Genomic DNA, 24,737 nt, shown 5'->3' with positions numbered 1-24,737 from the left:
TGCCAAGACGGCCTCATCATTCATGCTTGTGCGCATCATCGTCTATAATCTGCGTTGTATTCGACGACGAAATCGCTGTCTTGATTCTGCGCGTCCCGCCCCCAGTTTCCAATTTTCCACATCATTTCCTCTGCTCTCATGACCACTAAGAAACACGCCAAAGTCCTGATCCTCGGTTCCGGTCCTGCCGGCTACAGCGCCGCCGTCTACGCCGCGCGTGCCAATCTGCAACCGATGCTGGTCACCGGTGTCGAACAAGGCGGTCAACTGATGACGACAACCGATGTGGAAAACTGGCCGGGCGACCCGCTCGGCGTGCAGGGCCCGGAGCTGATGCAGCGCCTGCTGCAGCACGCCGAGCGCTTCAACACCGAGATCGTGTTCGACCACATCCACACGACTTACCTGAACGAAAAGCCGATCCGCTTGGTCGGCGACTCGCACGAATTCACCTGCGACGCCCTGATCATCGCCACCGGCGCCTCGGCCCAGTACCTGGGCCTGGAATCGGAACAAGCCTTCATGGGCCGCGGCGTCTCGGCCTGCGCCACCTGCGACGGCTTCTTCTACCGTAACCAGGAAGTGGCGGTCATCGGCGGCGGCAACACCGCGGTCGAGGAAGCCCTGTACCTGGCCGGCATCGCCTCGAAAGTGACGCTGATCCACCGCCGCGACAAGTTCCGCGCCGAACCGATCCTGGTCGACCGCCTGATGGCCAAGGTTGCCGAAGGCAAGATCGCACTGGAACTGAACCACACCCTGGACCAGGTGGTCGGCGACAACAGCGGCGTGACCGGCCTGAAACTGAAGTCGACCGACAACGGCGCCGACAAGGAACTGACCGTGCACGGCCTGTTCGTGGCCATCGGCCACAAGCCGAACACCATGATCTTCGAGGGCCAGCTGGACATGCACAACGGCTACATCAAGACCCGCAGCGGCACCGAAGGCATGGCCACGGCCACCAGCGTGCCGGGCGTGTTTGCCGCCGGCGACGTGCAGGACCATATCTACCGCCAGGCGATCACCAGCTCGGGCACCGGCTGCATGGCCGCGCTGGATGCGCAGCGCTACCTGGAAGCCCTGGGCGAATAAACGTGCGCGAAAAAAACGCCATGGCTGCGTTGCATCGTCTCGCCGTACATTCGTACTGTCTTCGACGACGCGCCTTGCCCTGGCGTCTTTTTCACACACGTTAATGGAAGGACGAAACTGACGATGGCAGGCATGAAGGACTTTGCCGACCTGAAATCCTTGCGCGACCAGCTCAAGGAAGAGGAACGCGTGCGCGCCATCGAACAGGCCGCCCGTGAGCGGCGCGAGCGCATCGCGCGCGAACGCGCCGTGGAATTTCGCGGCGCCATGGACGGCGTGACGAAGCTGCCGGAATCGGACCGCTACGTCTACCGCCCGGTGCAGGAAGCGCTGCTGCGCGCTACGCCCGAGCAGCGCCGCCTGAGCCAGGAAGAAGACGACGCCCTGGTGCTGCAGGAATCACTGTCGGACCTGTTCGACGTCGACGGCCTGCTCGACGACGACCCCACCCTCAGCTATGCGCGCGAGGGCGTCGGCCCGGATGTTGTAAAAAAACTACGCAAGCGCCACTGGCCCATCCAGGACGAGCTCGACCTGCACGGCATGACGCGCGACGTCGCGCGCGGCCAGGTGGGCGACTTCATCCGCCGCAGCATGCGCCGCGGGGTGCGCTGCGTGCGCATCATCCACGGCATCGGCTACGGTTCGCCGAACGGCGAGCCGGTGCTGCGCTCGGTGGTGCACAGCTGGCTGGTGCAAAAGGACGAAGTGGTGGCCTTCTGCGTGGCCAACCGCGCCGACGGCGGCCATGGCGCCCTGGTCGTGCTGTTGAAGCCGGCGCTGGATCGCTGAATTTCCGTATTGACACTAGCTTGTGTCAGAATAGCCTCATCCGGCGCGCCTTCTCCGTTTTTAGTACTATCGTGAAACAAACCGGTGCGCTCCCCGTCGACGTCGCGTTGTAGAATGCCAGCGTAGCTGTCCAGCCCCCCTAAATAGAAGGGAATACATTGAAGTCGATTCAGGCCGTCCCGATGCCTGTGCCCGCCCAGGCAGACCTGGCGAACTGCGCAGAAGAACCCATCCACGTTCCGGGATCGATTCAACCACACGGCTTCCTCGTGTTCATGGATACGCAGGGTCTTGTCGAAGGCTGGAGCGCGAACGTGCCCGCCGGGCTGCTGGCCGCCCTGCAACTTGGCCGCTCCTATACCGAACTCCCCTTGCCTGCCGCCTGCGCCGAACTGATTGCCGAGTGCGCCGACGCCGTAGGTGAAGGCGAATGCGCGCCGATGGTGGCGGCGGTGATGGTCGACGGCCGCGGTTTCGACGCCATCGTGCATGGCACGAACGGCCGCATCGTGGCCGAATTCGAGTCGCGCGACGTGCCGGCCGACGAAGTCGCCCTGTTCGCCGTGCGCGCGCACAGCTCGATCGAGCGCGTGCGGCGCCAGCGCAGCATCGAGGGCCTGCTGGAAACGGCAGTGCGCCAGGTGCGCGACTTCACCGGCTTCGACCGCGTGATGGCCTACCGCTTCCGCGAAGACGACAGCGGCGACGTGGTGGCCGAGGCGCGCCACGACGACCTGGTCCCCTACCTCGGCCAGCGCTATCCCGCAGGCGACATCCCGGCCCAGGCGCGCCGCCTGTATGTACTGAACACCCTGCGCATGATCGCCGACATCGGCTACCAGCCGGTGCCGCTGCTGGGTGCGCCCGGCGGCGCGCCGCTCGACATGAGCTTCGGCGTGCTGCGCAGCGTTTCGCCGATCCATGTGGAATACCTGCAGAACATGGGCATCCAGGCTTCGATGAGCGTCTCGATCGTCATCAATGGCCGCCTCTGGGGCCTGCTCGCCTGCCACCACATGACGCCGAAGCAGGTGCCGCATGCGCTGCGCATGGCGGCCGACGTGCTGGCCCAGGTGCTGGCCTCGACCGTGCAAAGCATCGAGGCGCGCGCCGACGCCGAACTGGTCGAGCAATCGGCCAGCGTGCGCACCGCCCTGGTCGAGTCGCTGCTGATCGACGAAGAGCCGCTCGACGCCCTGGCCCATCACGCGCAGGACCTGATGTCTGCGACCCGTTCGCAGGCGCTGGTGGCGGTCCACAACGGCAAGGTGTTCAGCCACGGCCCGATCGAGCGCGAGACGGCCGAAGCCATCGTGCGCGCCCTGCCGCAGGAAGCCAGCGACATCGTGACCTTCGATGCGCTCGACGAATGGCCGGCGCAAGTGCAGGGCAGCCTGGGCAAGTGGGTCGGCATGCTGGCCCTGCCCTTCGATCCGCCCGGCGGCGGCTGGTGCCTGCTGCTGCGCACCGAGCAGATCGAACACGTGTCCTGGGGCGGCCGTCCGGAAAAGACGATCCAGATCGGCCCGCTCGGCGCGCGCCTGACGCCGCGCGGCTCGTTCGACGCCTGGCACGAAACCGTGCGCGGCCGCTCGCACCCCTGGGAGCTGGCCGTGCTGTCGAATGCACGCCTGACGCAATCCGAACTGCTGCGCGCCTCGAACGCGCGGCGCGCCCAGACCGAATCCACGCGCGCCCAATTGCTCGCCATGCTCGGGCACGACCTGCGCGACCCGCTGCACTCGATTAACATGGCCGGCACCCTGCTCGAGCGCGGCAGCACCCAGCCGACTTTGGCGCGGCGCATCCAGTCGTCCAGCAACCGCATGCAGCGCCTGATCGGGCAAGTGCTCGACATGAGCCGCATCGACGGCGGCATGGGCCTGGGCATGGTGCTGGCGCCGCTCGACCTGGCCGCGCTGGCCGAGGACGTGATCGACGAATCGCGCCTGGCCTACCCGACCATCGACTACGTGTTCGCCAATCCGGGGCCGGTGTTCGTGCGCGCCGACAGCGGCCGCCTGGCCCAGGTGCTGACCAATTTGCTGAGCAATGCGCGCCACCACGGCGAAGTCGGGCGGCCGATCGTGGCCAGCCTGTCCGTCGACCACGGCTGGGCCGAGCTGACCGTGGCCAACGCCGGCGCGCCGATCGCACCGGAAGTGGCGGCCTCGATGTTCAATCCCTTCAAGCGCACCTCGCTGCACAACCCGCGCAACCGCACCGGCATGGGCCTGGGACTGTACATCGCGGCCCAGATCGTGCGCGAGCACGAAGGCGAGATCGCCTACCGCCACCAGGACGGGCAAGTCGTGTTCGGCGTGCGCCTGCCGCTGGCCGAGATGGAGCGGGCCGGGCCGACCTGAGGCGCCGGTGTGCGCGTGCAGGGCGGGCCCCGCACGCGCTCCCTACCGCAGGAGCCCGCTGCATGTTAGGCTAGCAACAGTCCAACTGCGCACTCCTTGCATGACCCTCATCAAGTTCATCGAAATCGTGGCAATCCTGGTCGGCGCCTTTTCCGGATTCATCGAAGCACGGCGCAAGCGCATGGACCTGGTGGGGGTGTTCACCGTCGCTTTCATCGCCGCCTTCGGCGGCGGCACCCTGCGCGACATCCTGCTCGACCGCCGCCCACTGTTCTGGGTCACGCACCAGGAATACGCGATCGCCATCTTCGTATTGGCCCTGATCGCCTCGCCGCTGATCCGCACCCTGCGCCACATCGTGTCGGAACGCCTGATCGTGATCGCCGATGCCGTGGGACTGGGCCTGTTCTCGATTGCCGGCACCTCGGCCGCGCTGGACGCCAACATGCCGATCTTCATCGCCTCGATGATGGGCGTGATCACGGGGATTTTCGGCGGCGTGCTGCGCGACATCGTCTGCAACGAAGTGCCGATGGTGTTCAGGGACGGCAAACCCTACGCCCTGTGCGCCTTCCTGGGCAACTGGATGTTCTTGATGATGGGTATCTACACCGAGGTATCGCACGACTTCGCGCTGTGGACCAGCGCCCTGTTCATCAGTGCGCTGCGCTTGATTACCTGGAAGTTCGATATCCAGATGGGGCGCTGAACCATGCATTTTGCTCTTGCATGACTTGACCTGACGGGCGGCGCTTCGATACCGCGCCTTTGTAGGGTGGGCTCTCGAGCCCACGCGGTACGGCAACAATGTGCCGAAACATCTTCCGGGACGCCAGGTCATGCGGCGTACCCGGTGACGCCGCATGGTATTTACCGCTGACACTGCGTGGGCTCGAGAGCCCACCCTACAACACCTTACACGGCGTCCGGCCCGGTTTCGCCAGTACGGATACGAATCACCTGCTGCACGTCCTGCACAAAGATCTTGCCGTCGCCGATCTTGCCCGTACGCGCGGCCTTGATGATGGCGTCCACCACCTGGTCGGTGATGGCATCGTCGACCACGACTTCGATCTTCACCTTCGGCAGGAAGTCGACCACGTATTCCGCGCCGCGATAGAGTTCGGTATGCCCCTTCTGGCGCCCGAAACCCTTCACTTCGGTGACGGTCAGGCCGGTGACGTTCACGTCCGCCAGCGCCTCGCGCACTTCGTCGAGTTTGAAGGGTTTGATCACGCAGGTGATCTGTTTCATGTCTGCTCCTTGTTCAACAATGGGTATTCAGTCGGGAATCTTCGCCAGGTCGTCGAGCCACACCGTGGCCTCGGAATCGCTCGGCGCGCGCCAGTCGCCGCGTGGCGACAGCGAGCCGCCGTTGCCGACCTTCGGCCCGTTCGGCACGCAGGTGCGCTTGAACTGGCTGGTCTTGAAGAAGCGCCATAGGAAGATGCCGAGGTTGCGTTTGATCGCGGCCAGGTCGTACTCGTTGCGCGCGCCGTGTTCGTCCGGCCAGCGGCCTTCGTGCCGCGCGCGCCAGGCGGAATACGCGAGGAAGGCGACCTTGGTCGGCGCAAAGCCGTAGCGCAGGATGTAGTACAGGTTGAAGTCCTGCAGCTCGTAGGGCCCGATCACGTTCTCGGTCACCTGGGCCGGCTGTGTATTACCATCCGCTCCCTCCTTGCCCGGCACCAGCTCGGGGCTGATCTCGGTGCCGAGGATGTTCAGCAGCACCTCGGTGCCGCCGGCCACCACCGACTCGGTCTCGGCCACCCAGCGCACCAGGTGCGAAATCAGGGTCTTGGGCACGCTGGCGTTCACGTTGTAGTGCGACATGTGGTCGCCCACGCCATAGGTGCACCAGCCCAGCGCCAGCTCGGACAGGTCGCCGGTGCCGATCACGATCGCGCCCAGGTGGTTCGCGAGCCGGAACAGGTGATTCGTGCGTTCGCCGGCCTGCACGTTCTCGAACGTGACGTCGTACTGTTCCTTCCCTTCGGCGAACGGGTGGTTCAGGTCCTTCAGCATCTGGATGCAGCTCGGGCGGATGTCGATTTCCTGGGCCGAGCAGCCGACCACGCGCATCAGGTCGTGCGCCTGCCTCAGGGTGCGCCCGCTGGTGGCGAAGCCCGGCATGGTATAGGCCAGGATGTTCGTGCGCGGCAGGCCCAGGCGGTCCATGGCGGCGGCGCAGACCAGCAGCGCATGGGTCGAGTCCAGCCCGCCCGAGACGCCGATCACCACCTTCTGGATGCCGCTCGATGACAGGCGCTGGATCAGGGCCTGGACCTGGATGTTGTAGACCTCGGTGCAGCGCTCGTCGCGCAGGGCGCGGTCGGCCGGCACATAAGGGAAGCGCTCGATCTCGCGCTGCAAGGGCAGCGTGCGTTCCAGCGGCAGCGCCAGGCTGAAGCGCTGCACGCGGAACTTCGCCACCTCGGCGCCATGGCGCGCCGCCGACTGGGCAAAGGTGGTGGCGCGCATGCGCTCCTGCGACAGGCGCTCCAAATCAACGTCGGCAAAGATGATGTGCGACTCGTCGAGGAAGCGCTTCGACTCGGCCAGCAATTCGCCCTTTTCGTAGATCAGCGACTGGCCATCCCAGGCCATGTCGGTGGTCGACTCGCCGCGCCCGGCCGAGGTGTACAGGTAGGCCGCCATGCAGCGCGCCGACTGCTGGCTGACCAGCTGGTGGCGGTAGGTGCTTTTCCCCACCAATACGTTCGAGGCCGACAAATTGACCAGCACCGTGGCGCCGGCCATCGCCGCGAACGAGGACGGCGGCACCGGCACCCAGACGTCTTCGCAGATCTCGACGTGGAAGCGCAGCAGCGGCAAATTCTCGACCTCGAACACCTGGTTCGCACCAAAAGGAATCATCTCGCCGAACAGTTCGACGCAATCGACGTTCGCGCTGTCGGCATTCGAGAACTGGCGCGATTCGTAGAATTCGCCGTAGTTCGGCAGGAAGCTTTTCGGCACCAGGCCGAGCACGCGGCCGTTCGCGACCACGGCCGCACAATTGAACAGCTGGTGATTGACCCGTAGCGGCAGGCCCACTACCATCGCCACGGGCAAAGCGTTAGACGCCTCGACCACGGCGGCCAGGGCCGCTTCGCAGGCGTCGAGCAGCGCGCGCTGGTGGAACAAATCCTCGCAGCTGTAGGCCGACAGCCCCAGCTCGGGGAATGCGACAAGCGCCGCGCCTTCATCGGCCGCCTGGCGCGCCAGCGCGAGGGTTTGCTCGACGTTGTAGGCCGGGTCGGCGATGCGGCAACGCGGGATGGCAACCGCCACGCGGGCGAACTGGTGCGAGTAGAGGTTATAGAATGGCTTGTTCATCTCGTAGTCTTTCGCATGGCAAGCGGTGTGCAAGGCCCGGCCCGGCACATCGGCCCACCCCTCTCCTGGTTATGGAAACAGTCTGGACGTCATCTTGAACGCCACTTTTAATTATCGCACGCATATCGTTTCATCCTTGTCCGAAATCGGCCAGGCCGCCTGGGATGGCTTGCTGGCCCTGCAGGGCGAAGCCAATCCCTTCCTGTCGTATGCCTTCCTGCACGCGCTGCACGAATCCGGCAGCGCCTGCCCGGAGACCGGCTGGCAGCCGCAGTACATCGCGCTGTACGATGGCGAGGACCTGGCCGCCGCCCTGCCCCTGTACGTGAAGGGACATTCCTACGGCGAGTACGTGTTCGACTGGGCCTGGGCCGACGCTTACCAGCGCCACGGCCTGGAGTATTACCCGAAGCTCCTGTCGGCCGTGCCGTTCACGCCGGTGGCCGGACCGCGCCTGCTGGCGCGCGACAGCGATGCCCGCGCCGCCCTGATCGAGGTGCTGTGCGCGACCCAGCAAGCCACCGAGGTTTCGTCGACCCACATCCTGTTCCCGCCCGAGGAGCACGCGCGCCAGCTGCAGGAGGCCGGCTTCCTGCTGCGCAGCGGCGTGCAGTTCCACTGGCTGAACGATGAGTACGCCGACTTCGACGCCTTCCTGGCGACGCTGGAACAAAAGAAGCGCAAGAACATCCGCGCCGAACGGCGCAAGGTGAAGGAAGCCGGCGTTCTGATGCGCCGGGTGCGCGGAGCCGACATCACGGATGACGAATGGCGTTTCTTCAACCGCTGCTACCGCCACACCTATGCGGCGCATTACTCGACGCCCTACCTGAACCTGGACTTCTTCCGCCGCATCGGCGCCGCCATGCCGGAAAATATCCTGCTGGTGATCGCCGAACGCGAAGGGCGGCCGATCGCGGCCTCGCTCGTGATCCACACGGCCGACACCCTGTACGGGCGCTACTGGGGCGAGATCGAACACGTGCCCTGCCTGCACTTCGAGGCAGCCTATTACCAGCCGCTGGAATTCTGCATCGAGCAAGGCATCAAGGTGTTCGAGGGCGGGGCCCAGGGCGAGCACAAGATGGCGCGCGGCTTCCTGCCGACCCGCACCTTCTCGGCGCACTGGCTGGCGCACCCGTCGTTCGCAGATGCGATCGAACGTTTCCTCGAACGCGAAGCGGGCGGGATCGACGACTACATGGACGAGCTGAACGAGCGCAACCCCTTCCGCAACGCGGCCGGCTGAGGCGGTGCTAGACCGAGGCGGCGCTAGGCCGAGGCGGTGCGCAGGGCGGCTGCTTCGCGCCAGGCGTCGGCCAGCAGCACGAAGGCGAACACGATCTCGATCAGCGCGCCGGCTGCCGCGCCCAGCGCCGGCGGCGCATGCAGGGCCGCCAGGCCATACGCGGCCAGCCCGAGCACGGCGCCAAGGACCCAGTACAGGCGGTTGCCGTAGAGCGTGTGAAAACAGAGATAGCGCCCGCCGATCACGAGCAGCATCGCGGGAAAGAACAGCTCGATGCGCCAGAGCGCAATGCCGTAGGCAAGCGGCAGCATCGCGATCATCCAGAACGTGGTGGCCATTGCCAGCGGGCCGAGCGGATTGCCGGGGCTGTGCCGCCCCGGGGCGCCGAGTAGGCGCGTGCACAGCACCGCGATCGGATGGATGAACATGCCGCCGACAAACAGCGCCCAGATGGCGCGCTGCGGCGAGAGCCAGGCGGCGACGCAGGCGGCCACGGCCCAGACCGAACCGGAAACCAGCACGCCGGGGGCGCCGCCCAGGTAGCCGGTGCGCATGTCGCGCTGGGCGACAGCCGTGGTGGCGGGATCAGGGGTACTGCCGGCGGGCTGGGCAAGCGTCATGGCGTCTCCAGTGAAGTGGAGACGATCCTGCCATGATTATGTATTTATTACAACTTCAATCACTCGCCGCCGAGGCGAGTTTCAGTTCCAGCCGCCGGCGTTCGCGGCGTAGTGTTCGCGATAAGGCGCGCGCGCTGCGGCCTGCTTGTGCATGACGAGTTCGGCGCGGGCATGGGCCTGGGCCAGCAGGCGGGTGGCGATGGTGTTCAACAGCGTTTTCATTTCACGGTTCCCTGGCGGCGCAGCCGCAACGCGGGCGCCTGGATGACAATCCTACCGTTATACGGGGGATGCGGCGGAACATCCAATTCCGATTCGCAATGTCAGGTATCCGTGAGGTGAATAGGCTATTCGATATGTTTTCCCAGCCAGGTGCGCACGCCGTCGAGCGAGCGGAAGTCGGCCACCGAGCGGCAGGCGATGCCTGGGTGGCGTGCCCCCAGCATGCGCGCCAGCGCGGCGCCGGGGCCGAGTTCCAGGGCCACCGTCACGCCCCCCTCGGCCAAAGCGTCCATCCCCTCGCGCCAGCGGATGGGTTCGGCAAGCTGGCGCGACAAATGGTCGATGGCCTTGTCGGCCGCGTGGAGCGGCTCGGCGGCGATGCCCGAGATGACCGGCGCCTGCGGCGCGCGCCAGCCCTGCGCGCGCAGCAGCCCGGCAAATGGCGCGACGGCGCCCGCCATGAAGGGCGTGTGCGAGGCCACTTCGACCGGCAAGGCGCTGGCGCGGCCACCGGCCGTGGCGACGGCCTGCACCAGCGCCGTGCGTGCGTCCAGCGGGCCGCCGACGATCAGGCTGTCTTCGGCGGTGTCGATGGCGGGATAAAAGCCATGCGCGCGGGCGATGGCCTCGGCGCTGCTGCCGGCGATGCCCGAGAGCGCCACCAGCGCCTGGGGCGGCGCTCCCTGCAGGCAGGCGTCCATCAGGCCGGCGCGCTGGCGCGCCAGGCGCACGGCGTCGCCCGGCGCCAGCGACCCGGCCACGGCATGGGCCGTCAATTCGCCGATGCTGTAGCCGGCGACGATGGCCGGCTGCGCGGCGATGCTGCCCAGCGCGGTCCAGGTAGCCAGGCTGGCGGCCACGATCAACGGCTGGGCCATGCGGTTGGCGAACAGCAGGCCGGGGTCGGCCAGGATGGTCTCAAGCGGCTGATCCAGGCCGGCACCCGCGAGCCAGCCATCGAGCCGTGCGGCGGTGGCGGCATCGCTGCGCGCCATGTCGAACATGGCCGGGCCTTGTGCTCCCTGGCCGGGACACAGCAGGGCGAGCCGGTTGCGCATGCTCAGGCGACCTCGCCGCCGGCTTCGTGCGCCAGGCGGGCATCGCGTGTCGGAACGGCTTTTTGCGCCAGGCAGGCGTCGTACGTCGGCACAGCCTCTTGCACCAAGCAGGCGTCGCATCTCGGCACAGCTCCTTGCGCCAGGCAGACATCGCATCTCGGCACAGCTTCTTGCGCTAGGCAGGCGTGGCGCGCGGGGAGAGCTTTCTGCGATACCTGCGCGTCGCCCAAGCTGCCGGGTTCGCGCATCGGGCTGGCGTCCGGCGCGGGGCAAACGGCATGCAGCAGGCAGGCGGCGGCCAGCAGGTCGGCCGCGCCGCCTGGCGACAGGCGCGCCGCCACGAAGGCGCGGTGGCAGGCCAGTGCCTGCGCTTCCCAGTCATCGCTGGCCGTGCCGCCACGCGCCATGAAGTCCTGGGCATGACGGCGCACGCTGGCGGCGCCCTCTTCACCGCCGCGGTGGTAGAGGTTGGTGTCGCTGATGTGCGCCATCAGGGCGAACAGCGCGTCCACGCGCGCGCGCCGCAGGCCGCGTCCGGCCGCCAGCGTGGACCGCAGCACCGGCAGGGCCAGCTCGAATACCGAAGGCAGGCCTAGCGCCGCTTCCTGGCGCGCGCCGCCGACGCCATGGCGCCGCGCCGCTTGTGTCCCGTGCGAGTCCGATGTGCCGGGGTCGAGGTGGGCCGCCAGGGCGCCGGCCCAGCGCATCAGCAGAGTGGCGCGGATGGCCCCGGGTGTGAGTGCGATGCCGCGCGCGCGGCAATTGCCGATGGCGGCGCACAGCAGGCCCAGGCAGAATACCGCGCCGCGGTGGGTGTTGATGCCGCCGGTGGCGCGCAGCATCCTGGCCTCGGCATCGATGCCGAGGCGCCGCAAGCTTGCGAACGGCGCATCCTGCATGCCGGCGCGGGTGATGTGGGCGAAATAGTGGCGCAAGGCGAACAGGCTGCGCATGAAGGTGGCGGCCGTCATGTCGTCGTGGCTGCCGTTGTCGACAAGGGAGACCAGGCCAGGTTTCGGATGAAGCGCCAGTTCGGCGTACAGGCTGCGCACGGCGTGGCGGGCGATGGCCTGGCAAAAAGCGGCCTGGCCGGGCAGCGCGCGCGCGGCGGCGCGGTCCGGAACCTGGGCGATGGCGCGGCTGCGAACCGGGACCGCTCTCGCGCCAGGTTGCGAATCGCTTCCCGGGCCGATCCTTGGGTCGATCTGTGCGTCCAGGCTCAGTTCAAGCATGTCGCCTCCTTCAGCATCGCCAGCAGGACGTCCGGCTGGACCAGCGAAACGCGTGCCATTTCCTTCACCAGCACGCGGGTTCCGGGTGCGCCCCGGCGCGCCGCGGCCCACTCCTTCCATGCCACCGCGCGACCGCCGGGAAAGACGATCTCGCCGTCGAGCGGCAAGACGTTTGCGTGGGAGCATAGCAGCGCCAGGGCGGCATCGAGCTGTGCCCGGTCGCGCGGCTGCACGAGCAGATCGATGTCCGATGTATCGCGCAAATAGGCCTGGCCGGTCAGCACCTGCAGCGCAGCCGATCCATAGACGTGCAGCGCGATTCCCTGCCCGGCCGCGTCCGCCGCCAGCGAGGCCAGAGCGCCGCGCCAGGGCGGCGGAATATTGGCCGAATGCGCAGTAAGATGCGCGGCAAGCTGCGCGACAGGCTGCTCGATAGGTTGTGCGATAGGTTGTGCGATAGGTTGCGCGATAGGTTGCCCGGCTGGCTTTCCGATAGGTTGCCCGGCTGGCTTTCCGATAGGTTGCCCGACAGGTTGCGTGACAAGGTTCGCGACAAGCTGCGCCAGCGGCAGCGGCGCTGCCCAGCGCCGCACCCCCGACGCGTGCACACGGCAGGGAATGCGCAGCTTGCGCCCATCTTCCGGTCTTGGCGGCAGCGCCAGTCCGAGTGCGACCTCGCCGGGCGCCTGGTCCACGTCCGCCCGGCGCACGATTAGCGGCCAGTCGGCGCGCTGCCATGCCGCGATTGCCTGCACGTGGTCCGCTGCGGCAGCAGCCAGCACCTGGCGCCAGCCCTCCGCATTCAGCCAGGCCAGGTCATGCCGGGCGAACATCGCCACCCGTCCGCACCGCCTGCGCCACCGCCTGCGCCATGTGCCGTCCGCCGCGTTCCTGGCCGAGCAGCATGCGCCGGTCGACCGCGTCGACACTGGCCAACGCCTCCACCAGCGCCGCAGCCAGTTCGTGTTCCCACAGCGCCTGCAAGCCGCCCATGCGCAGGTAGTTCGCGGCGCCGGGTGCGAACACGGGATTCTCCCTGGCCAGTTCGGTCAGGCGCTCTTCCGGCACCTTGGTGATGCGCGCCATGGCCGGCAGGCCCATCACGCGGATGGTCGCCTGCGGCAGCGCGAAGCAGGCGTCGGCAATCAGGCCGCTGGTGATGAAGCCGCCCGACAAGGCCTGGTCGTACACCAGCCCCAGCACCTTGTGTCGCTGGCGCCGCGCGAAGTCGATGCACTTGCCGAGGTGGGCCATGTAGCTGTTAATGCCCAACATTTCATCGCGGTGGCGCAGGCGCTGGCCCTGGGTGTCGACCAGGATCAGGATGGGCCGCCCGGGATGCTCGCGCACCGTGCGCAGCACGGCCTGGGCCTGGGCCAGGGCGATCTCGATGCCGATCGGCGCGTGTTCGGTGGTGCCGATCACCGCCACGGTTTGCGAACCTGCCGGCGCACCGGCCTGGCCGGTACCGGATAAAAAGTTGTCGCGCTCGACGATGTCGTGCCCGCCCGGGAACAGGTTGTTTGCGAGGGTCTGCCAATCCATCAGTTTTCTCCTGTGCCGGGGCCGGCGCGATGCCGCGCGGCGATTGCGAGAAAGGCGTCGGCTTCGAGCATGGGCACGGCCGCCGGTTCGGGTACGCCGAGCCGGCGCCAGACCTCCAGCGGGTCGGCCGCATCGCCGAAGTCGCGGATGCGCCGCTCCAGCATGGTTTGCTCGGCCTCCAGCGCCGCCAGCGTGAGTGCCGCGCCGCCGCGCGCATCCGCGATGGCCGCAATGGCCGCCGCGCGGAAGGCATCGGTATCGTCCGCCACCAGCACCTGGCAGTCGCCCAGCAGATAGCGGTGCTTGCCCCCGGTGGTGCGCCAGACCAGGGCCCGGTCCTTCGAATCGAATTCCTCGACGCCGTTCGCGGTTTCGATGACCTCCGGCCCCGACATCGCGAGCCGCCCCTCTTCCGACATGATCACGGTGTTCGCGCAGCGCGCGGCGATGCCCATGCCGCCGAAGCAGCCATTCGCGCCGCCAACGGCCACGATCACCGGGATGCCGGCCGCGCGCACGTCGAGAATGGCGCGCATGACTTCGGACACCGCAATCAGCCCGGCATTCGCCTCGTGCAGGCGCACCCCGCCCGATTCGAGCAGGAGCAGCACGGCATGCGCGCCCTCGCTCACCGCACGCCCAAGCATGCCGACCAGCTTGGCCCCGTGGACCTCGCCCACCGCGCCGCCCATGAAGCCGCCCTCCTGGGCCGCACCGAACACGACCCGGCCATCGAGCAGGCCGCGCCCGACCACCACGCCGTCATCGAACGACACCGGCGCGTCGAGCTGGGCCAGGTGCGGGCTAACGACGCGCGCCGCCGGCGGCAGGAATTCCTCGAACGATCCGGCGTCGAAGATATGCGGGATGCGCCCGCGCGCGCTCAGTTCAAGATAGCTGCTCACGGCGGGCCTCCGGTCACCGATTCCACGGCCTGGTCCAGGCGCAGGCTGACCACCGCCGGCGTCGCGCCCATGTCGTTGATGCAGATGCGCGTATCCATCAATTGCCAGCGCGCGTGGAAGTCGCGCATCACGGCTTCCCAGGTGGCGCCGAAGCCATTCGCCGCGGTGCGCACCTCGATCTCGCAGCCGCCGTTCAGGGCCGCCGCTTCGATCAGCACCTCGAGGTTGCCCGAGCTGACTACGCCCACCAGCTGGGGAGCGCCGGGCAGCGGCCTGCTGCCGGCGTCGAAACGAAAATGCAACGTCTCCATATGTTTTCCTTGAATGCGGCTTACCAGTTCCGGAAGCGCTTCGGCGGCTCGTACAGCCCGCCGGATGCGCGCACCAGGCCCTTCATGTTCTTTTCGGCGAGCAGGTCGCGCGTGGCCAGGCGCTTGTCGATGCCCAGGTCTTCGGGCCGCTGGACGATACCCCGGTCGCGCAGGTTTTCCACCATGCGCTTGTCGCGCGCCATGCCCACCGGCGTGTAGCCGGCTACGCCCCGGATCGCCTGCTCGCGCTCTTCCTCGGTGCGGCACAGCAGCAAATTGGCGATGCCTTCCTCGGTCAGGATGTGGGTCACGTCCTCGCCGTAGATCATCACCGGCGGGATCGCCATGTTGGCTTGCTCGGCCAACTGCCAGGCATCCAGCCGTTCGACGAAGGCCGGGGCCATGTGCTCACGGAAGGTCTCGACCATCTGCACCACCAGCTTCTGCCCGCGCGGCACCAGGTTGCGTCCCTCGCGCGCCTGGCGCCCCGCCTTCAGCCAGGCTGGACTCGTGTGGCGCCGCCCGCGCGCATCCGACCCCATGTTCGGCGCGCCGCCGAAGCCCGAGATACGCCCCAGCGTGGCGGTCGAGGAATTGCCCTGCAAGTCGATCTGCAGCGTCGAGCCGATGAACATGTCGCAGGCGTAGTGCCCGGCCGCCTGCGAGAAGGCGCGGTTGCTGCGCATCGAGCCGTCCGGCCCGGTAAAGAAGATGTCGGGCCGCGCGCGGATATAGTTTTCCATGCCCAGTTCCGAACCGAAGGAATGTACCGATTCGACGAAGCCCGCCTCGATCGCCGGAATCAGCGCCGGGTGCGGATTCAGCGCCCAGTGGCGCGCGATCTTGCCCTTCAGGCCGAGGCTGGCCGCATAGGTCGGCAGGATGAGTTCGATGGCGGCGGTATCGAAGCCGATGCCGTGGTTCAGGCGCTCGACCTCGTATTCTGCATAGATGCCCTTGATCGCCATCATCGCCATCAAGACCTGGATTTCGGAAATCTGGGCCGGGTCGCGCGTGAACAGCGGTTCGATGTAGTAAGGCTGGGGCGACTGCACCACGAATTCCACCCAGCCGGCCGGGATGTCCACGCGCGGCAGCTTGTCGACCACCTGGTTGACCTGGGCGATGACGATGCCGCTCTTGAAGGCCGTGGCTTCGACGATGGCCGGCGTATCCTCGGTGTTCGGCCCGGTGTAGAGGTTGCCTTCGCGGTCGGCCATCTCGGCCGCCACCAGGGCCACGCGCGGCGTCAGGTCGACGAAGTAGCGCCCGAAGAGTTCAAGGTAAGTATGGATTGCGCCGATATTCAGCTTGCCCGATGCGGCGAGCTTGGCCAGGCGCCCCGCCTGCGGCCCGGAAAAGGAAAAGTCCAGGCGCGCGGCGATGCCCTTCTCGAACACGTCGAGGTGCTCGGGCAGCGACAGCACCGACAGCAGCATGTGCAGGCCGTGGATGCGCGCCGGGTCGAGCTTCGTCAGCGCCTTGCCGAGGAAGTCGGCCTGCTTCTGGTTGTTCCCTTCCAGGCAGACGCGGTCGCCGGGTTCCAGCACCGCGTGCAGCAGGTCCGCGATGCGTTCGGCCGGCACGAGCTTGCCTTGCAGCCCGTCGCCCAGGGCCTCGCCTGCCCGCGCCAATCGGGCGCTGCGATTGGCCTGCAGGCGGTTCCAGCGGTTTTCCACGTCAGCCATCTTCATCCTTTCGAATCGTTACAGCACCACGAACAGCAACCACACCACGGGCGGCGCCACCAGCGTCACGATGCCGCCGTAGATCATCAGCTGGCGCAGGAAGACGTCGCGGTCGATGCCTTGGGCATTCGCCAGCACCAGCGCGCCGTTGGTCGAGAACGGACTGACGTCGACGATGGTCGAGGCCACCGCCATGGCCGCGATGAAGCCGATCGGGTCGACCCCGGTGCCGGCCTGCAGGAAGGGCACGGCCAGCGGAATCAGCGAGCCCAGCACGGCGGTGGACGAGGCAAAGGCCGAGACGATGGCGCCCACAAAGCACAGCAGCAGCGCCACCACCAGCGGCGAGGTCAGGCTGGCCACGCTGTCGCCGACAAAGGTGATCGTGCCCATCTTCTGCATCACGCCCACATAGGTGCTGACGCCGACGATGAGCATGATTTCCGGCCACGACACCTGGCCGATGGCGCGCTTTTGCACCTGCGGCGCCATCATCGACAGCAGCAGGCCGATGGTAATGGCCACGAAGCCGATATCGAGTTCGTAGGCCAGGGTCAGCACCGCCAGCGCGGCCAGGCCGACGACCGTGGCCAGCTGCTGCACCGTGACCGGCACGTCTTCGGTGAGGACCGAGGTGGTGGCCGCACCGGCTCCGGACGCTGCGGCTCCCGCCCCTGCTGCTGCACCTGCTCCCGCGCCGGGATTGACCGCGTTCACCGACTCCGGCGAGCGGTTGCGCGTCAGGCGTTCCTCGGTCAGGGCTTCGCCTTCGGCCTCGTCGAAGATCTGCGGCCCCTGCGCCGCCACCGCCACCGGCGTGCCATAGCCGGGAATCGGCATGCCCAGCCCGGCCCCGCCTTTGCCGGCCGGGGCCTGGCGCATCAGGCGCAGGCCGCCGAACACGAAGAACAGGATCAGGGCCACGCCGAAGTTGACCCCGAGGCTGACGAACGCCGTGGTCAGCTCGGAAATCGGCAGCCCCGCCTTTTGCACGATCTTGTTGGTGATGCCGCCGTAGATGCTGATCGGCGAAAAGCCGCCGCCCTGGGCGCCGTGGATCACCATCAGGCCCATCATCAGCGGGTTGATGCCGTACTTGGCGGCGAAGCCGAGCGCGATCGGGGCGATGATGGCCACCGCCGCCGGGCTCACCGCGCCGACCGCCGTCAGCACCGCCGCGATCGCGAACATCACCCAGGGAATGGCGGCGATGCGCCCGCCGACCGCGCGCACCGCCAGCCGCACCAGCCAGTCGATGGTGCCGTTGTTCTGGGCCTGGGCGAACAGGAAGGTGATGCCGACCAGGGTGAGGAAGAGTTCGGTGGGGAAGCCGGCCATGATGGCCTTGGTTCCCATGCCGGCCACCAGGGTGCCGACCAGGAAGGCGCCGACAAAGGCGATGACGCCCATGTTGATCGGCAGGATGGTGGCGATCACGAACATGAGCGCCAGCGCATAAATGGAAAGCATATGAGAAGACACCGCCATCTCCTTCATGTGTCGCGCCGACTGCGCGGCGCTTTGGTCCAACGTCTCCATTGCATTGCCCCCACGGGAAGCCCCTGTGAAAGGCATGCTCTTTTGTCAGCAGTGACGGTAACGCCGAATACCGCCGGGATCAATTCCGGCCGGCGCAGGATGTTTACTGTCGGCGTAAGTGTTGGAGCGGCGTCAGGCGGCGAAGTTCAGCCGGCCGATGCGCCGGGTTTGTGCCTGAGCATGCGACAGACGGCTGCCAGCGCCAGCAGGTTGGGATCGCGCTCGCGCACCCGCAGGAAGGACAGGCCGATGGTCTGGCGCACCGGGTAGTCGCGCGTTAGCGGGATCAATTGCACCTTGTCGCCGAACACGCCGCGCATGCGCCCCGGCAGCAGGGTGCAGCCGATGCCGGCGCTGACCAGGTTCATCAGCGAAAAGATGTCGGCCACGCGCATCGTCACGATCGGCTCGAAGCCGGCGATGCGGAAGGCTTCCTGGAAGCCCTGGTAGGTGGCGAAACCCTCGCTCAGGCTGACGAATTTCTCGCGCGCGCAGGTGCGCAGGTCGATCTCGGTTAGCCCGGCATAGCGCGAATTCGCCGGCGCGGCAAAGAACACGTCGTCCTCGAACAGCGGAATCGATTCGATGTCCGGCTCGGGTGCGGGCACGGCGATCAGGGCGGCGTCGATGGCGTTTTGCCTGAGCTTGTGCAGCAGGTCGGCGTTCGAGCCGAGCACCAGTTCGGTCGCGAGTTCCGGCTTGCGTAGCTTGATGCCGACGATGACGTCGGGCACGGCGCTGGTGGTCAGCGAGTACAGCGAACCGATTTTCAGGGAATCGGCCGAGTAGCCGGCGGCGCGGCGGGTGGCGGCGATGCCTTCGGCCATCAGGGCCACGACCTCGCGGCTGGCCTCGGCCAGCACCTGGGCCGCCGCGGTCGGCGCCAGGTTGCGCCCCTTCAGCTCGAACAGCTGGCAGCCGGTGCCCTGTTCCAGCGAATGCAGGGCGCGGTGCACGCTGACGGCGCTGATGTCGAGCTTGCCCGCGGCGGCGTTCAGGTTGCCGCCCTCCATGTAGGCGAGCAGGATCTCGAGCTTGCGGAAGGTGATCTCGTCGCTGATCTGGCTGCGCATGGCCGCTCCCGCAACCTACACGAACAGCGAAGGCTGGCTGTCGGCATAGTCGCGCAGCAGGTTCCACACCACCTTCACGCGGCGCAGCCGGTACAGGTCGGTCGGCGCGGCCAGCCAGAACGAGCGCTCGGCATGGAAGCCCGGCAGCACCTGCACCAGCTTGCCGTCGTCGGGCACGGCATACGGCGGCGCCATCATCAGGCCCATGCCCAGCGACGCCGCCTCGATCTGCGCCGTCATGCCCGAGCAGCACAGGCGCCGCCGCGGCGTGAAACCGAGTTCGCCCATGTAGGACAGCTCGCGGCTGGCCAGGCGGTCTTGCACGTAGTCGACGAAGTAATGCTGGGCCAGGTCGGACTGCTGGCGGATCGGCGGATGCCGGTCCAGGTAGCCGGGCGAGGCGTACAGGTAGAAGCGGAACGAGGCCAGGCGCGTGACCATGTAGCGCCCGGTGGTGGGTGGGTCGAGCATGACGCCGAGGTCGGCCTCGCGGTTGGCGAGGTTGGCAAAGCTGGGCAGCGCCAGCAGGTCGATCGACAGGTCCGGGTTGGCATCGAGCAGGTCCGCCAGCAGCGGCGCCACCACCTTCACGCCGAAGACTTCCGGCACGCCCAGGCGCACCACGCCGTGCGCCGCCACTTCGGCCCCGCCCAGCTGCTCGGCCGCGGCCAGCGCCGCGCCCTCCATCGCCTCGGCATGCGGCAGCAGCGCGTGGCCCATCTCGGTCAGTTCGTAGCCTTCGCGCGAGCGGTCGAACAGGGTCGAGCCGAGTTCCTTTTCCAGGCGGTCGATGCGGCGCGCCACCGTGGTGTGCTCGACGTCCAGCCGGCGCGACGCGCCGGATAAGGTGCCGGCGCGCGCCAGCTCGAGGAAGAATCGGAGGTCGGTCCACTCAGGCAGGCTGTTCATCGGCATATTTATTTCATATCAAGACGACCTATTGTGCACCAGTGCACATTCCTCCTGCAATCACTTCCCTCGATCCGCCGCCAGAGCACGAAAATTGTGCGCTTGCAGCATTTTCCCTCGCTGCCATGCAGGCCGGGTCTGCACCAGACCGGTGCGAGGCCTTGTGCAAATTCGCACACAGGGTGGGCGGATTGTTATCTTTTCAGCCAAACCGGACCGAGGCACACTGCTAGCCGTGCGTGAAAGAGCAATGAGCCGAGCGTGCGCCGCCATTCCAAAAACAGGAGACAACGATGCGTCTGACAAATAGAAAAAAGAAGCTGCTCTACCGTTCCGCCGCCGCCCTGCTGGCCCTGTCCAGCGGCGCACTGGGCGTTGCCCACGCCCAGCAATCCTCGGGCGCACCCGCACCTGACGGCGAAGCCGCCTCGGACATCCAGAAGGTGGTCGTCACCGCGCGCCGCCGCGAGGAATCGCTGCAGGACGTGCCGGTCTCGGTCACCGCCTTTTCCGCCGACCAGTTGTCGAAGCAGGGCGTACCCGACGTGACCGCCCTGGCCCTGGCGCTGCCGAACACCACGCTGAAGGCCTCGCGCGCCACCAACTCCACCCTCACCGCCTTTATCCGCGGCGTCGGCCAGGCCGACCCGCTGGCCGGCTTCGAATCCGGCGTCGGCATCTACATCGACGACATCTACCTGGCGCGCCCACAGGCCGCCGTGGCCGACATCTACGACGTCGAGCGCATCGAGGTGCTGCGCGGCCCGCAAGGCACGCTGTACGGCCGCAACACTATCGGCGGCGCGGTCAAGTACGTGACCCGCAAACTGGGCTCGAAACCCGACGTGCGCCTGCGCGCCACCGCCGGCAATTACGGCCAGCTCGACGGCGTGGCCACCGCCAGCACCCCGATCAGCGACACCGTCCGCATCGGCGGCACGGTGGCGCGCTTCAAGCGCGACGGCTTCGGCACCAACCTTTACACCGGCGCCGAGAACTACGACAAGGACGTCACCGCGCTGCGCCTGTCCGCCGAATTCACGCCCACGCCCGAACTCTTCATCCGCATCGCCGGCGACGGCACGAAGGACGACTCGAACCCGAAGAACGGTCACCGCCTGACGGTCGGCCGCACCAGCGGCGCGCCGATCCTGTCGAACGAATTCGATACCCGCGCCAACCTGACCCAGGCCCTCGGCCACGACCAGGAAGTCAAGTCGCACGGCGTCTCGGCGCTGGTGGAATACCGCTTCAACGACCAGTTCAGCGCCAAGTCGATCACGGCCAGCCGCAAGGACAAGTCGTACGCGCCGATCGACTTCGACGCCCTGCCCGTGGTCGACATGGAAGTGCCGGCCCTGTACACCAACAAGCAGTTCAGCCAGGAATTCCAGCTCACCTATACCGGCGAGCGCATCCAGGGCGTCGCCGGCCTGTACTACATCGACGCCAACGCCTACAACAAGTTCGACACCGTGCTGGCCGGACTCGCGCCAACCTCGACCTTCACCAGCGGCGACATCGACACCAAGGCATGGGCCGCCTACTTCGACGGCAGCTACAACTTCACCGACGCCTTCAGCCTGTCGCTGGGCGGACGCTACACGGTCGACGAGCGCACCGCCTCGATCTACCGCCAGATCTACCTGGGCCTGGCCGGCTCGCCGGAGATGGGCAACCCGGGCGCCATCCTGTTCCGCACCGACACCGATTTCCGTAACGGTACGCTGCAGCGCAAAGACAAGAAATTCACCCCACGCGTGGCTCTGGGCTACAAGGTCAACGCCGACCACAACGTCTACGCCTCGTATTCCGAAGGCTTCAAGGGCGGCGGCTTCGATCCGCGCCTGAACATGGTCGGCACCCGCCTGACCGAAGCCCAGGCCCGCGCCGGCTACGAGCCTGAAACCATCGAAACCTATGAGCTGGGCCTGAAGTCGGCCTTCAATGGCGGGCGCATCACCACCAACGCCGCCGTGTTCTACAGCAACTACAAGGACGTGCAGATCCCGGGTTCGGTGGCGATCGACACCAACGGCGACGGCCGCGACGACAGCTTCGCCGGCGTGACCACCAACGCCGGCAAGGCCAAGATCAAGGGCGTCGAGCTGGAAGCGATTGCCAACATCACGCGCGACTTCACGATTGCCGGCATGTACAGCTACATCGACGCCGACTACAAGGAATACATCGTCGCCGGCGTGAACGTGGCCGACCAGCGCGTGTTCCAGAACACGCCGAAGAACTCGGCCAACCTGCGCGCCAACTACGACATCGCCCTGCCCATCATGGGCCACAACGGCAAGGTCTCGCTGATTGGCAGCGTGTCGTACAAGGGCGCTACCAACCAGTTCGAGACCGTGTCCCTGCTCGACCAGGACTCGTACAAGTTGTGGGATGCGAGCATCGTCTGGACCCGCGCCGACGGCAAGATCCGCGCCGGCATCCACGGCAAGAACCTGAACGACGAGCGCTACAAGACCGCCGGCTACCTGTTCCCGACCCTCGGCAACGAAGGCACGCTGACGGCCTTCTACGGCAACCCGCGCACGGTCTCGGCCACCCTCGAGTACCGCTTCTAGACCGTTCCGCTTGCGTGGGCATCCGGGCGCTGCCCGGCCCGGGTGCCCACGCCTTCTTTTCCCTCACCCGAAGAACCAACAGGATTTGCCAGCGTGCCGAACTTCACACCTCTCCGTTTTGACAGCAGCGACGGGCTGGCGCTGTATGCACGCGACTACGCCGCCCAGGCCGGGGCCGAACCCGCTCCGGCACGCCTGCCCGTGATCTGCATCCACGGCCTGACCCGCAATTCGGCCGACTTCGACGAACTGGCCCCGGAAATCGCGCTCCTGGGCCGGCGCGTGATCGCGCTCGACGTGCGCGGACGCGGCCACTCGGCCTACGACCCCGACCCGGCCAACTACAACCCGGTGGTATATGCCGGCGACGTCGTCAAGCTGATGCACGACCTCGGCATTGCGCGCGCCGTGTTCGTCGGCACCTCGATGGGCGGCCTGATCACCATGACGCTCGCCATGCGCCACCTCGACCTGATCGCCGGCGCCGTGCTGAACGACGTCGGCCCGGTGCTGTCCACCAAAGGCCTGGCGCGCATCGCCGGCTACGCGGGGCGCTGCAACGTACTCTCGACCTGGGACGACGCCGCCGGCTACCTGAAGGACATCAACGCCTGTGCCTTCCCCGGCAACTCCGATGCGGAATGGGGCAAGTGGGCACAACGCGCCTTTGCCGCCAACGACTCCGGCGCGCTGGCCCTGCGTTACGACCCACGTATTGCGCTGTCCTTGCAAACGGGTAAACTCAAGCCGACCTCGCTGGCGGCGCGCATGGCCTTCCGCCGCCTGGCGCACCGCCGTCCGACCCTGCTGGTGCGCGGCGCCCTGTCCGACCTGGTCGAACCCGACCAGGTGGCGTGGATGCGCCGCGCCGCGCCCACCATGGCCTACGCTGAAGTGCCGGACGTCGGCCATGCGCCGATGCTCACCGAACCGGCGGCGCTGGACGCGATCCGCGGGTTTTTGGCGCAGCTTCCATAAATACAGAATGAAAATCAGATCGACAGGAGACAACATGAAGCACCTGATCAAACCCCTCGCAATGTCCATCGTGGCCGCCTTTGCCGTGAGCGCCGTTCCCGGCGCGCTGGCCGCCGGCCCCGACCTGAAGATCGCCCTCATCGCCGGCAAGACCGGCGCCCTCGAGGCCTATGCCAAGGAAACCGAGACCGGCTTTATGATGGGCCTGGAATACCTCACCGGCGGCAAGATGGAAATCAACGGCCGCAAGCTGAAGGTCATCGTCAAGGACGACCAGAGCAAACCCGACCTCGGCCGCACCCTGCTGGCCGAGGCCTATGGCGACGACAAGGCCGACATCGCGGTCGGCACCACCTCGTCGGGCTCGGCGCTGGCGATGCTGCCGGTGGCCAAGGAATACAAGAAGGTGCTGATCATCGAGCCGGCCGTGGCCGATGCGATTACCGGCGACAAGTGGAACAAGTACATCTTCCGCACCGCGCGCAGCTCGATGCAGGACGCGATGGCGGCGGCCAGCACCCTGAAGCAGGGCAGCGTCGGTTTCCTGACCCAAGACTATGCCTTCGGGCGCGACGCCATCAAGGCCGGCAAGGAAGCGCTGGCCGCTACCGGCAGCAAGGCCAAAGTGGTGCACGAAGAGTACGCGCCGATGACCACCACCGACTTCACCGCCTCGACCCAGCGCCTGTTCGACGCCCTGAAGGACAAGCCGCAGCCGCGCGTGCTGCAGATCGTCTGGGCCGGCCCGAACCCGATGAACAAGCTGGCCGACATGAAGCCCGAGCGCTATGGCATCCACCTGGCGCCGGGCGGGAACATCCTGCCGGTGATGAAGACCTGGAAGAACTATGCCGGCACCGAAGGCACCATTTATTACTACTACGCCTTCCCGAAGAACAAGATGAACGACTGGCTGGTGGCCGAGCACCAGAAGCGTTTCAAGGCCCCGCCCGACATGTTCACGGCCGGCGGCTTCGCGGCGGCCAGCGCGGTCTACACCGCCCTGTCGAAGGTCCCGAGCGGGAACAGCGAACAGCTGGTGACGGCGATGGAAGGCATGTCCTTCGACACCCCGAAAGGCAAGATGAGCTTCCGCAAGGAAGACCACCAGGCGCTGCAATCGATGTACCACTTCCGCATCAAGAAGAACCAGGCCAACGAGTGGGACTTGCTGGAACTGGTGCGCGAAATCCCGGTCACCGACATGCCGCTGCCGGTGAAGAACAAGCGCTGA

The 24,737-nt window shown here is 66.9% G+C and carries 21 protein-coding genes and 1 pseudogene; 8 read left to right on the top strand and 14 right to left on the bottom strand.

Annotated elements, in window-relative coordinates; genetic code table 11:
• Positions 1-138 precede the first annotated feature (138 nt).
• The 4 genes from trxB to LK540_RS00370 all read left to right on the top strand — a co-directional run bounded on the left by trxB (position 139) and on the right by LK540_RS00370 (position 4,962).
• A complete protein-coding gene (gene trxB / locus LK540_RS00385) occupies positions 139-1,095 on the top strand; it encodes a thioredoxin-disulfide reductase (RefSeq protein ID WP_229434925.1) in 957 nt (318 codons plus the stop codon).
• A 123-nt stretch (positions 1,096-1,218) separates the two neighbouring features.
• Positions 1,219-1,887, top strand: coding sequence for a Smr/MutS family protein (locus LK540_RS00380; RefSeq protein ID WP_229434923.1), 669 nt, complete (start codon positions 1,219-1,221; stop codon positions 1,885-1,887).
• 182 nt (positions 1,888-2,069) lie between these two features.
• The gene (locus LK540_RS00375) at positions 2,070-4,253 is read left to right on the top strand and encodes an ATP-binding protein (protein ID WP_229434921.1); all 2,184 of its coding nucleotides are present in this window, start codon (positions 2,070-2,072) and stop codon (positions 4,251-4,253) included.
• A gap of 100 nt (positions 4,254-4,353) precedes the next feature.
• Positions 4,354-4,962 (top strand): trimeric intracellular cation channel family protein, encoded by a 609-nt coding sequence (locus LK540_RS00370; RefSeq protein ID WP_229434919.1) that lies wholly within the window; start codon positions 4,354-4,356, stop codon positions 4,960-4,962.
• A 206-nt stretch (positions 4,963-5,168) separates the two neighbouring features.
• On the opposite strand, the gene LK540_RS00365 is transcribed toward LK540_RS00370, so the two are convergent.
• Positions 5,169-5,507 carry a P-II family nitrogen regulator gene (locus LK540_RS00365; RefSeq protein ID WP_229434918.1) on the bottom strand — a complete coding sequence of 113 codons (339 nt, stop codon included), beginning with the start codon at positions 5,505-5,507 and terminating at the stop codon, positions 5,169-5,171.
• A 27-nt stretch (positions 5,508-5,534) separates the two neighbouring features.
• Complete coding sequence (locus LK540_RS00360) at positions 5,535-7,592, bottom strand: NAD(+) synthase (RefSeq protein ID WP_229434916.1); 2,058 nt, start codon at positions 7,590-7,592, stop codon at positions 5,535-5,537.
• Between the two features lie 94 nt (positions 7,593-7,686).
• On the opposite strand from LK540_RS00360, the gene LK540_RS00355 reads away from it, so the two are divergent.
• A complete protein-coding gene (locus tag LK540_RS00355; RefSeq protein WP_229434914.1) occupies positions 7,687-8,841 on the top strand; it encodes a GNAT family N-acetyltransferase in 1,155 nt (384 codons plus the stop codon).
• 23 nt (positions 8,842-8,864) lie between these two features.
• Here LK540_RS00355 and LK540_RS00350 read toward each other — a convergent pair whose 3' ends face one another.
• The 12 genes and pseudogenes from LK540_RS00350 to LK540_RS00295 form a co-directional block, all read right to left on the bottom strand.
• The gene (locus tag LK540_RS00350; protein WP_229434912.1) at positions 8,865-9,461 is read right to left on the bottom strand and encodes a hypothetical protein; all 597 of its coding nucleotides are present in this window, start codon (positions 9,459-9,461) and stop codon (positions 8,865-8,867) included.
• Positions 9,462-9,542: 81 nt separating this feature from the next.
• Positions 9,543-9,683: a hypothetical protein gene (locus LK540_RS00345; RefSeq protein ID WP_229434910.1), complete on the bottom strand. Its 141-nt coding sequence runs from the start codon at positions 9,681-9,683 to the stop codon at positions 9,543-9,545.
• A gap of 125 nt (positions 9,684-9,808) precedes the next feature.
• Entirely contained in the window at positions 9,809-10,741 is a 933-nt protein-coding gene (locus LK540_RS00340) for an ACP S-malonyltransferase (RefSeq protein ID WP_229434909.1), read from the bottom strand.
• A gap of 272 nt (positions 10,742-11,013) precedes the next feature.
• Positions 11,014-11,874: pseudogene (gene mdcB, locus LK540_RS00335) on the bottom strand (triphosphoribosyl-dephospho-CoA synthase MdcB); the annotation flags it as partial.
• 86 nt (positions 11,875-11,960) lie between these two features.
• Positions 11,961-12,806, bottom strand: a complete 846-nt coding sequence (mdcG, locus tag LK540_RS00330; protein ID WP_229434907.1) for a malonate decarboxylase holo-[acyl-carrier-protein] synthase — start codon at positions 12,804-12,806, stop codon at positions 11,961-11,963.
• Positions 12,790-13,518 (bottom strand): biotin-independent malonate decarboxylase subunit gamma, encoded by a 729-nt coding sequence (locus LK540_RS00325; RefSeq protein ID WP_229434906.1) that lies wholly within the window; start codon positions 13,516-13,518, stop codon positions 12,790-12,792. The genes mdcG and LK540_RS00325 overlap by 17 nt, the downstream gene beginning before the upstream one ends.
• A complete protein-coding gene (locus LK540_RS00320; RefSeq protein ID WP_229434905.1) occupies positions 13,518-14,423 on the bottom strand; it encodes a biotin-independent malonate decarboxylase subunit beta in 906 nt (301 codons plus the stop codon). Before LK540_RS00320 ends, LK540_RS00325 begins: the two co-directional genes overlap by 1 nt.
• Positions 14,420-14,734 (bottom strand): malonate decarboxylase acyl carrier protein, encoded by a 315-nt coding sequence (gene mdcC / locus LK540_RS00315; RefSeq protein WP_229434903.1) that lies wholly within the window; start codon positions 14,732-14,734, stop codon positions 14,420-14,422. The genes LK540_RS00320 and mdcC overlap by 4 nt, the downstream gene beginning before the upstream one ends.
• A 20-nt stretch (positions 14,735-14,754) precedes the next feature.
• Positions 14,755-16,422, bottom strand: coding sequence for a malonate decarboxylase subunit alpha (gene mdcA / locus LK540_RS00310; protein WP_229434902.1), 1,668 nt, complete (start codon positions 16,420-16,422; stop codon positions 14,755-14,757).
• A gap of 18 nt (positions 16,423-16,440) precedes the next feature.
• Positions 16,441-17,904, bottom strand: coding sequence for an SLC13 family permease (locus LK540_RS00305; protein WP_229434900.1), 1,464 nt, complete (start codon positions 17,902-17,904; stop codon positions 16,441-16,443).
• Between the two features lie 203 nt (positions 17,905-18,107).
• Positions 18,108-19,034 carry a LysR substrate-binding domain-containing protein gene (locus tag LK540_RS00300; protein ID WP_229434898.1) on the bottom strand — a complete coding sequence of 309 codons (927 nt, stop codon included), beginning with the start codon at positions 19,032-19,034 and terminating at the stop codon, positions 18,108-18,110.
• A 15-nt stretch (positions 19,035-19,049) separates the two neighbouring features.
• Complete coding sequence (locus LK540_RS00295) at positions 19,050-19,943, bottom strand: LysR family transcriptional regulator (RefSeq protein WP_229434896.1); 894 nt, start codon at positions 19,941-19,943, stop codon at positions 19,050-19,052.
• 293 nt (positions 19,944-20,236) lie between these two features.
• On the opposite strand from LK540_RS00295, the gene LK540_RS00290 reads away from it, so the two are divergent.
• The 3 genes from LK540_RS00290 (at position 20,237) to LK540_RS00280 (ending at position 24,737) form a co-directional block, all read left to right on the top strand.
• Positions 20,237-22,525, top strand: a complete 2,289-nt coding sequence (locus LK540_RS00290) for a TonB-dependent receptor (RefSeq protein ID WP_229434894.1) — start codon at positions 20,237-20,239, stop codon at positions 22,523-22,525.
• Between the two features lie 93 nt (positions 22,526-22,618).
• The gene (locus tag LK540_RS00285) at positions 22,619-23,503 is read left to right on the top strand and encodes an alpha/beta hydrolase (protein WP_229434892.1); all 885 of its coding nucleotides are present in this window, start codon (positions 22,619-22,621) and stop codon (positions 23,501-23,503) included.
• Positions 23,504-23,537: 34 nt separating this feature from the next.
• Positions 23,538-24,737, top strand: a complete 1,200-nt coding sequence (locus LK540_RS00280; protein WP_229434890.1) for a substrate-binding domain-containing protein — start codon at positions 23,538-23,540, stop codon at positions 24,735-24,737.

The organism is Massilia sp. IC2-278 (genome assembly GCF_020708045.1).
Lineage (GTDB): Bacteria > Pseudomonadota > Gammaproteobacteria > Burkholderiales > Burkholderiaceae_D > Telluria.
The sequence above is the reverse complement of the archived record's forward strand: the minus strand, read 5'-3'. Positions and strand labels throughout refer to the sequence as shown.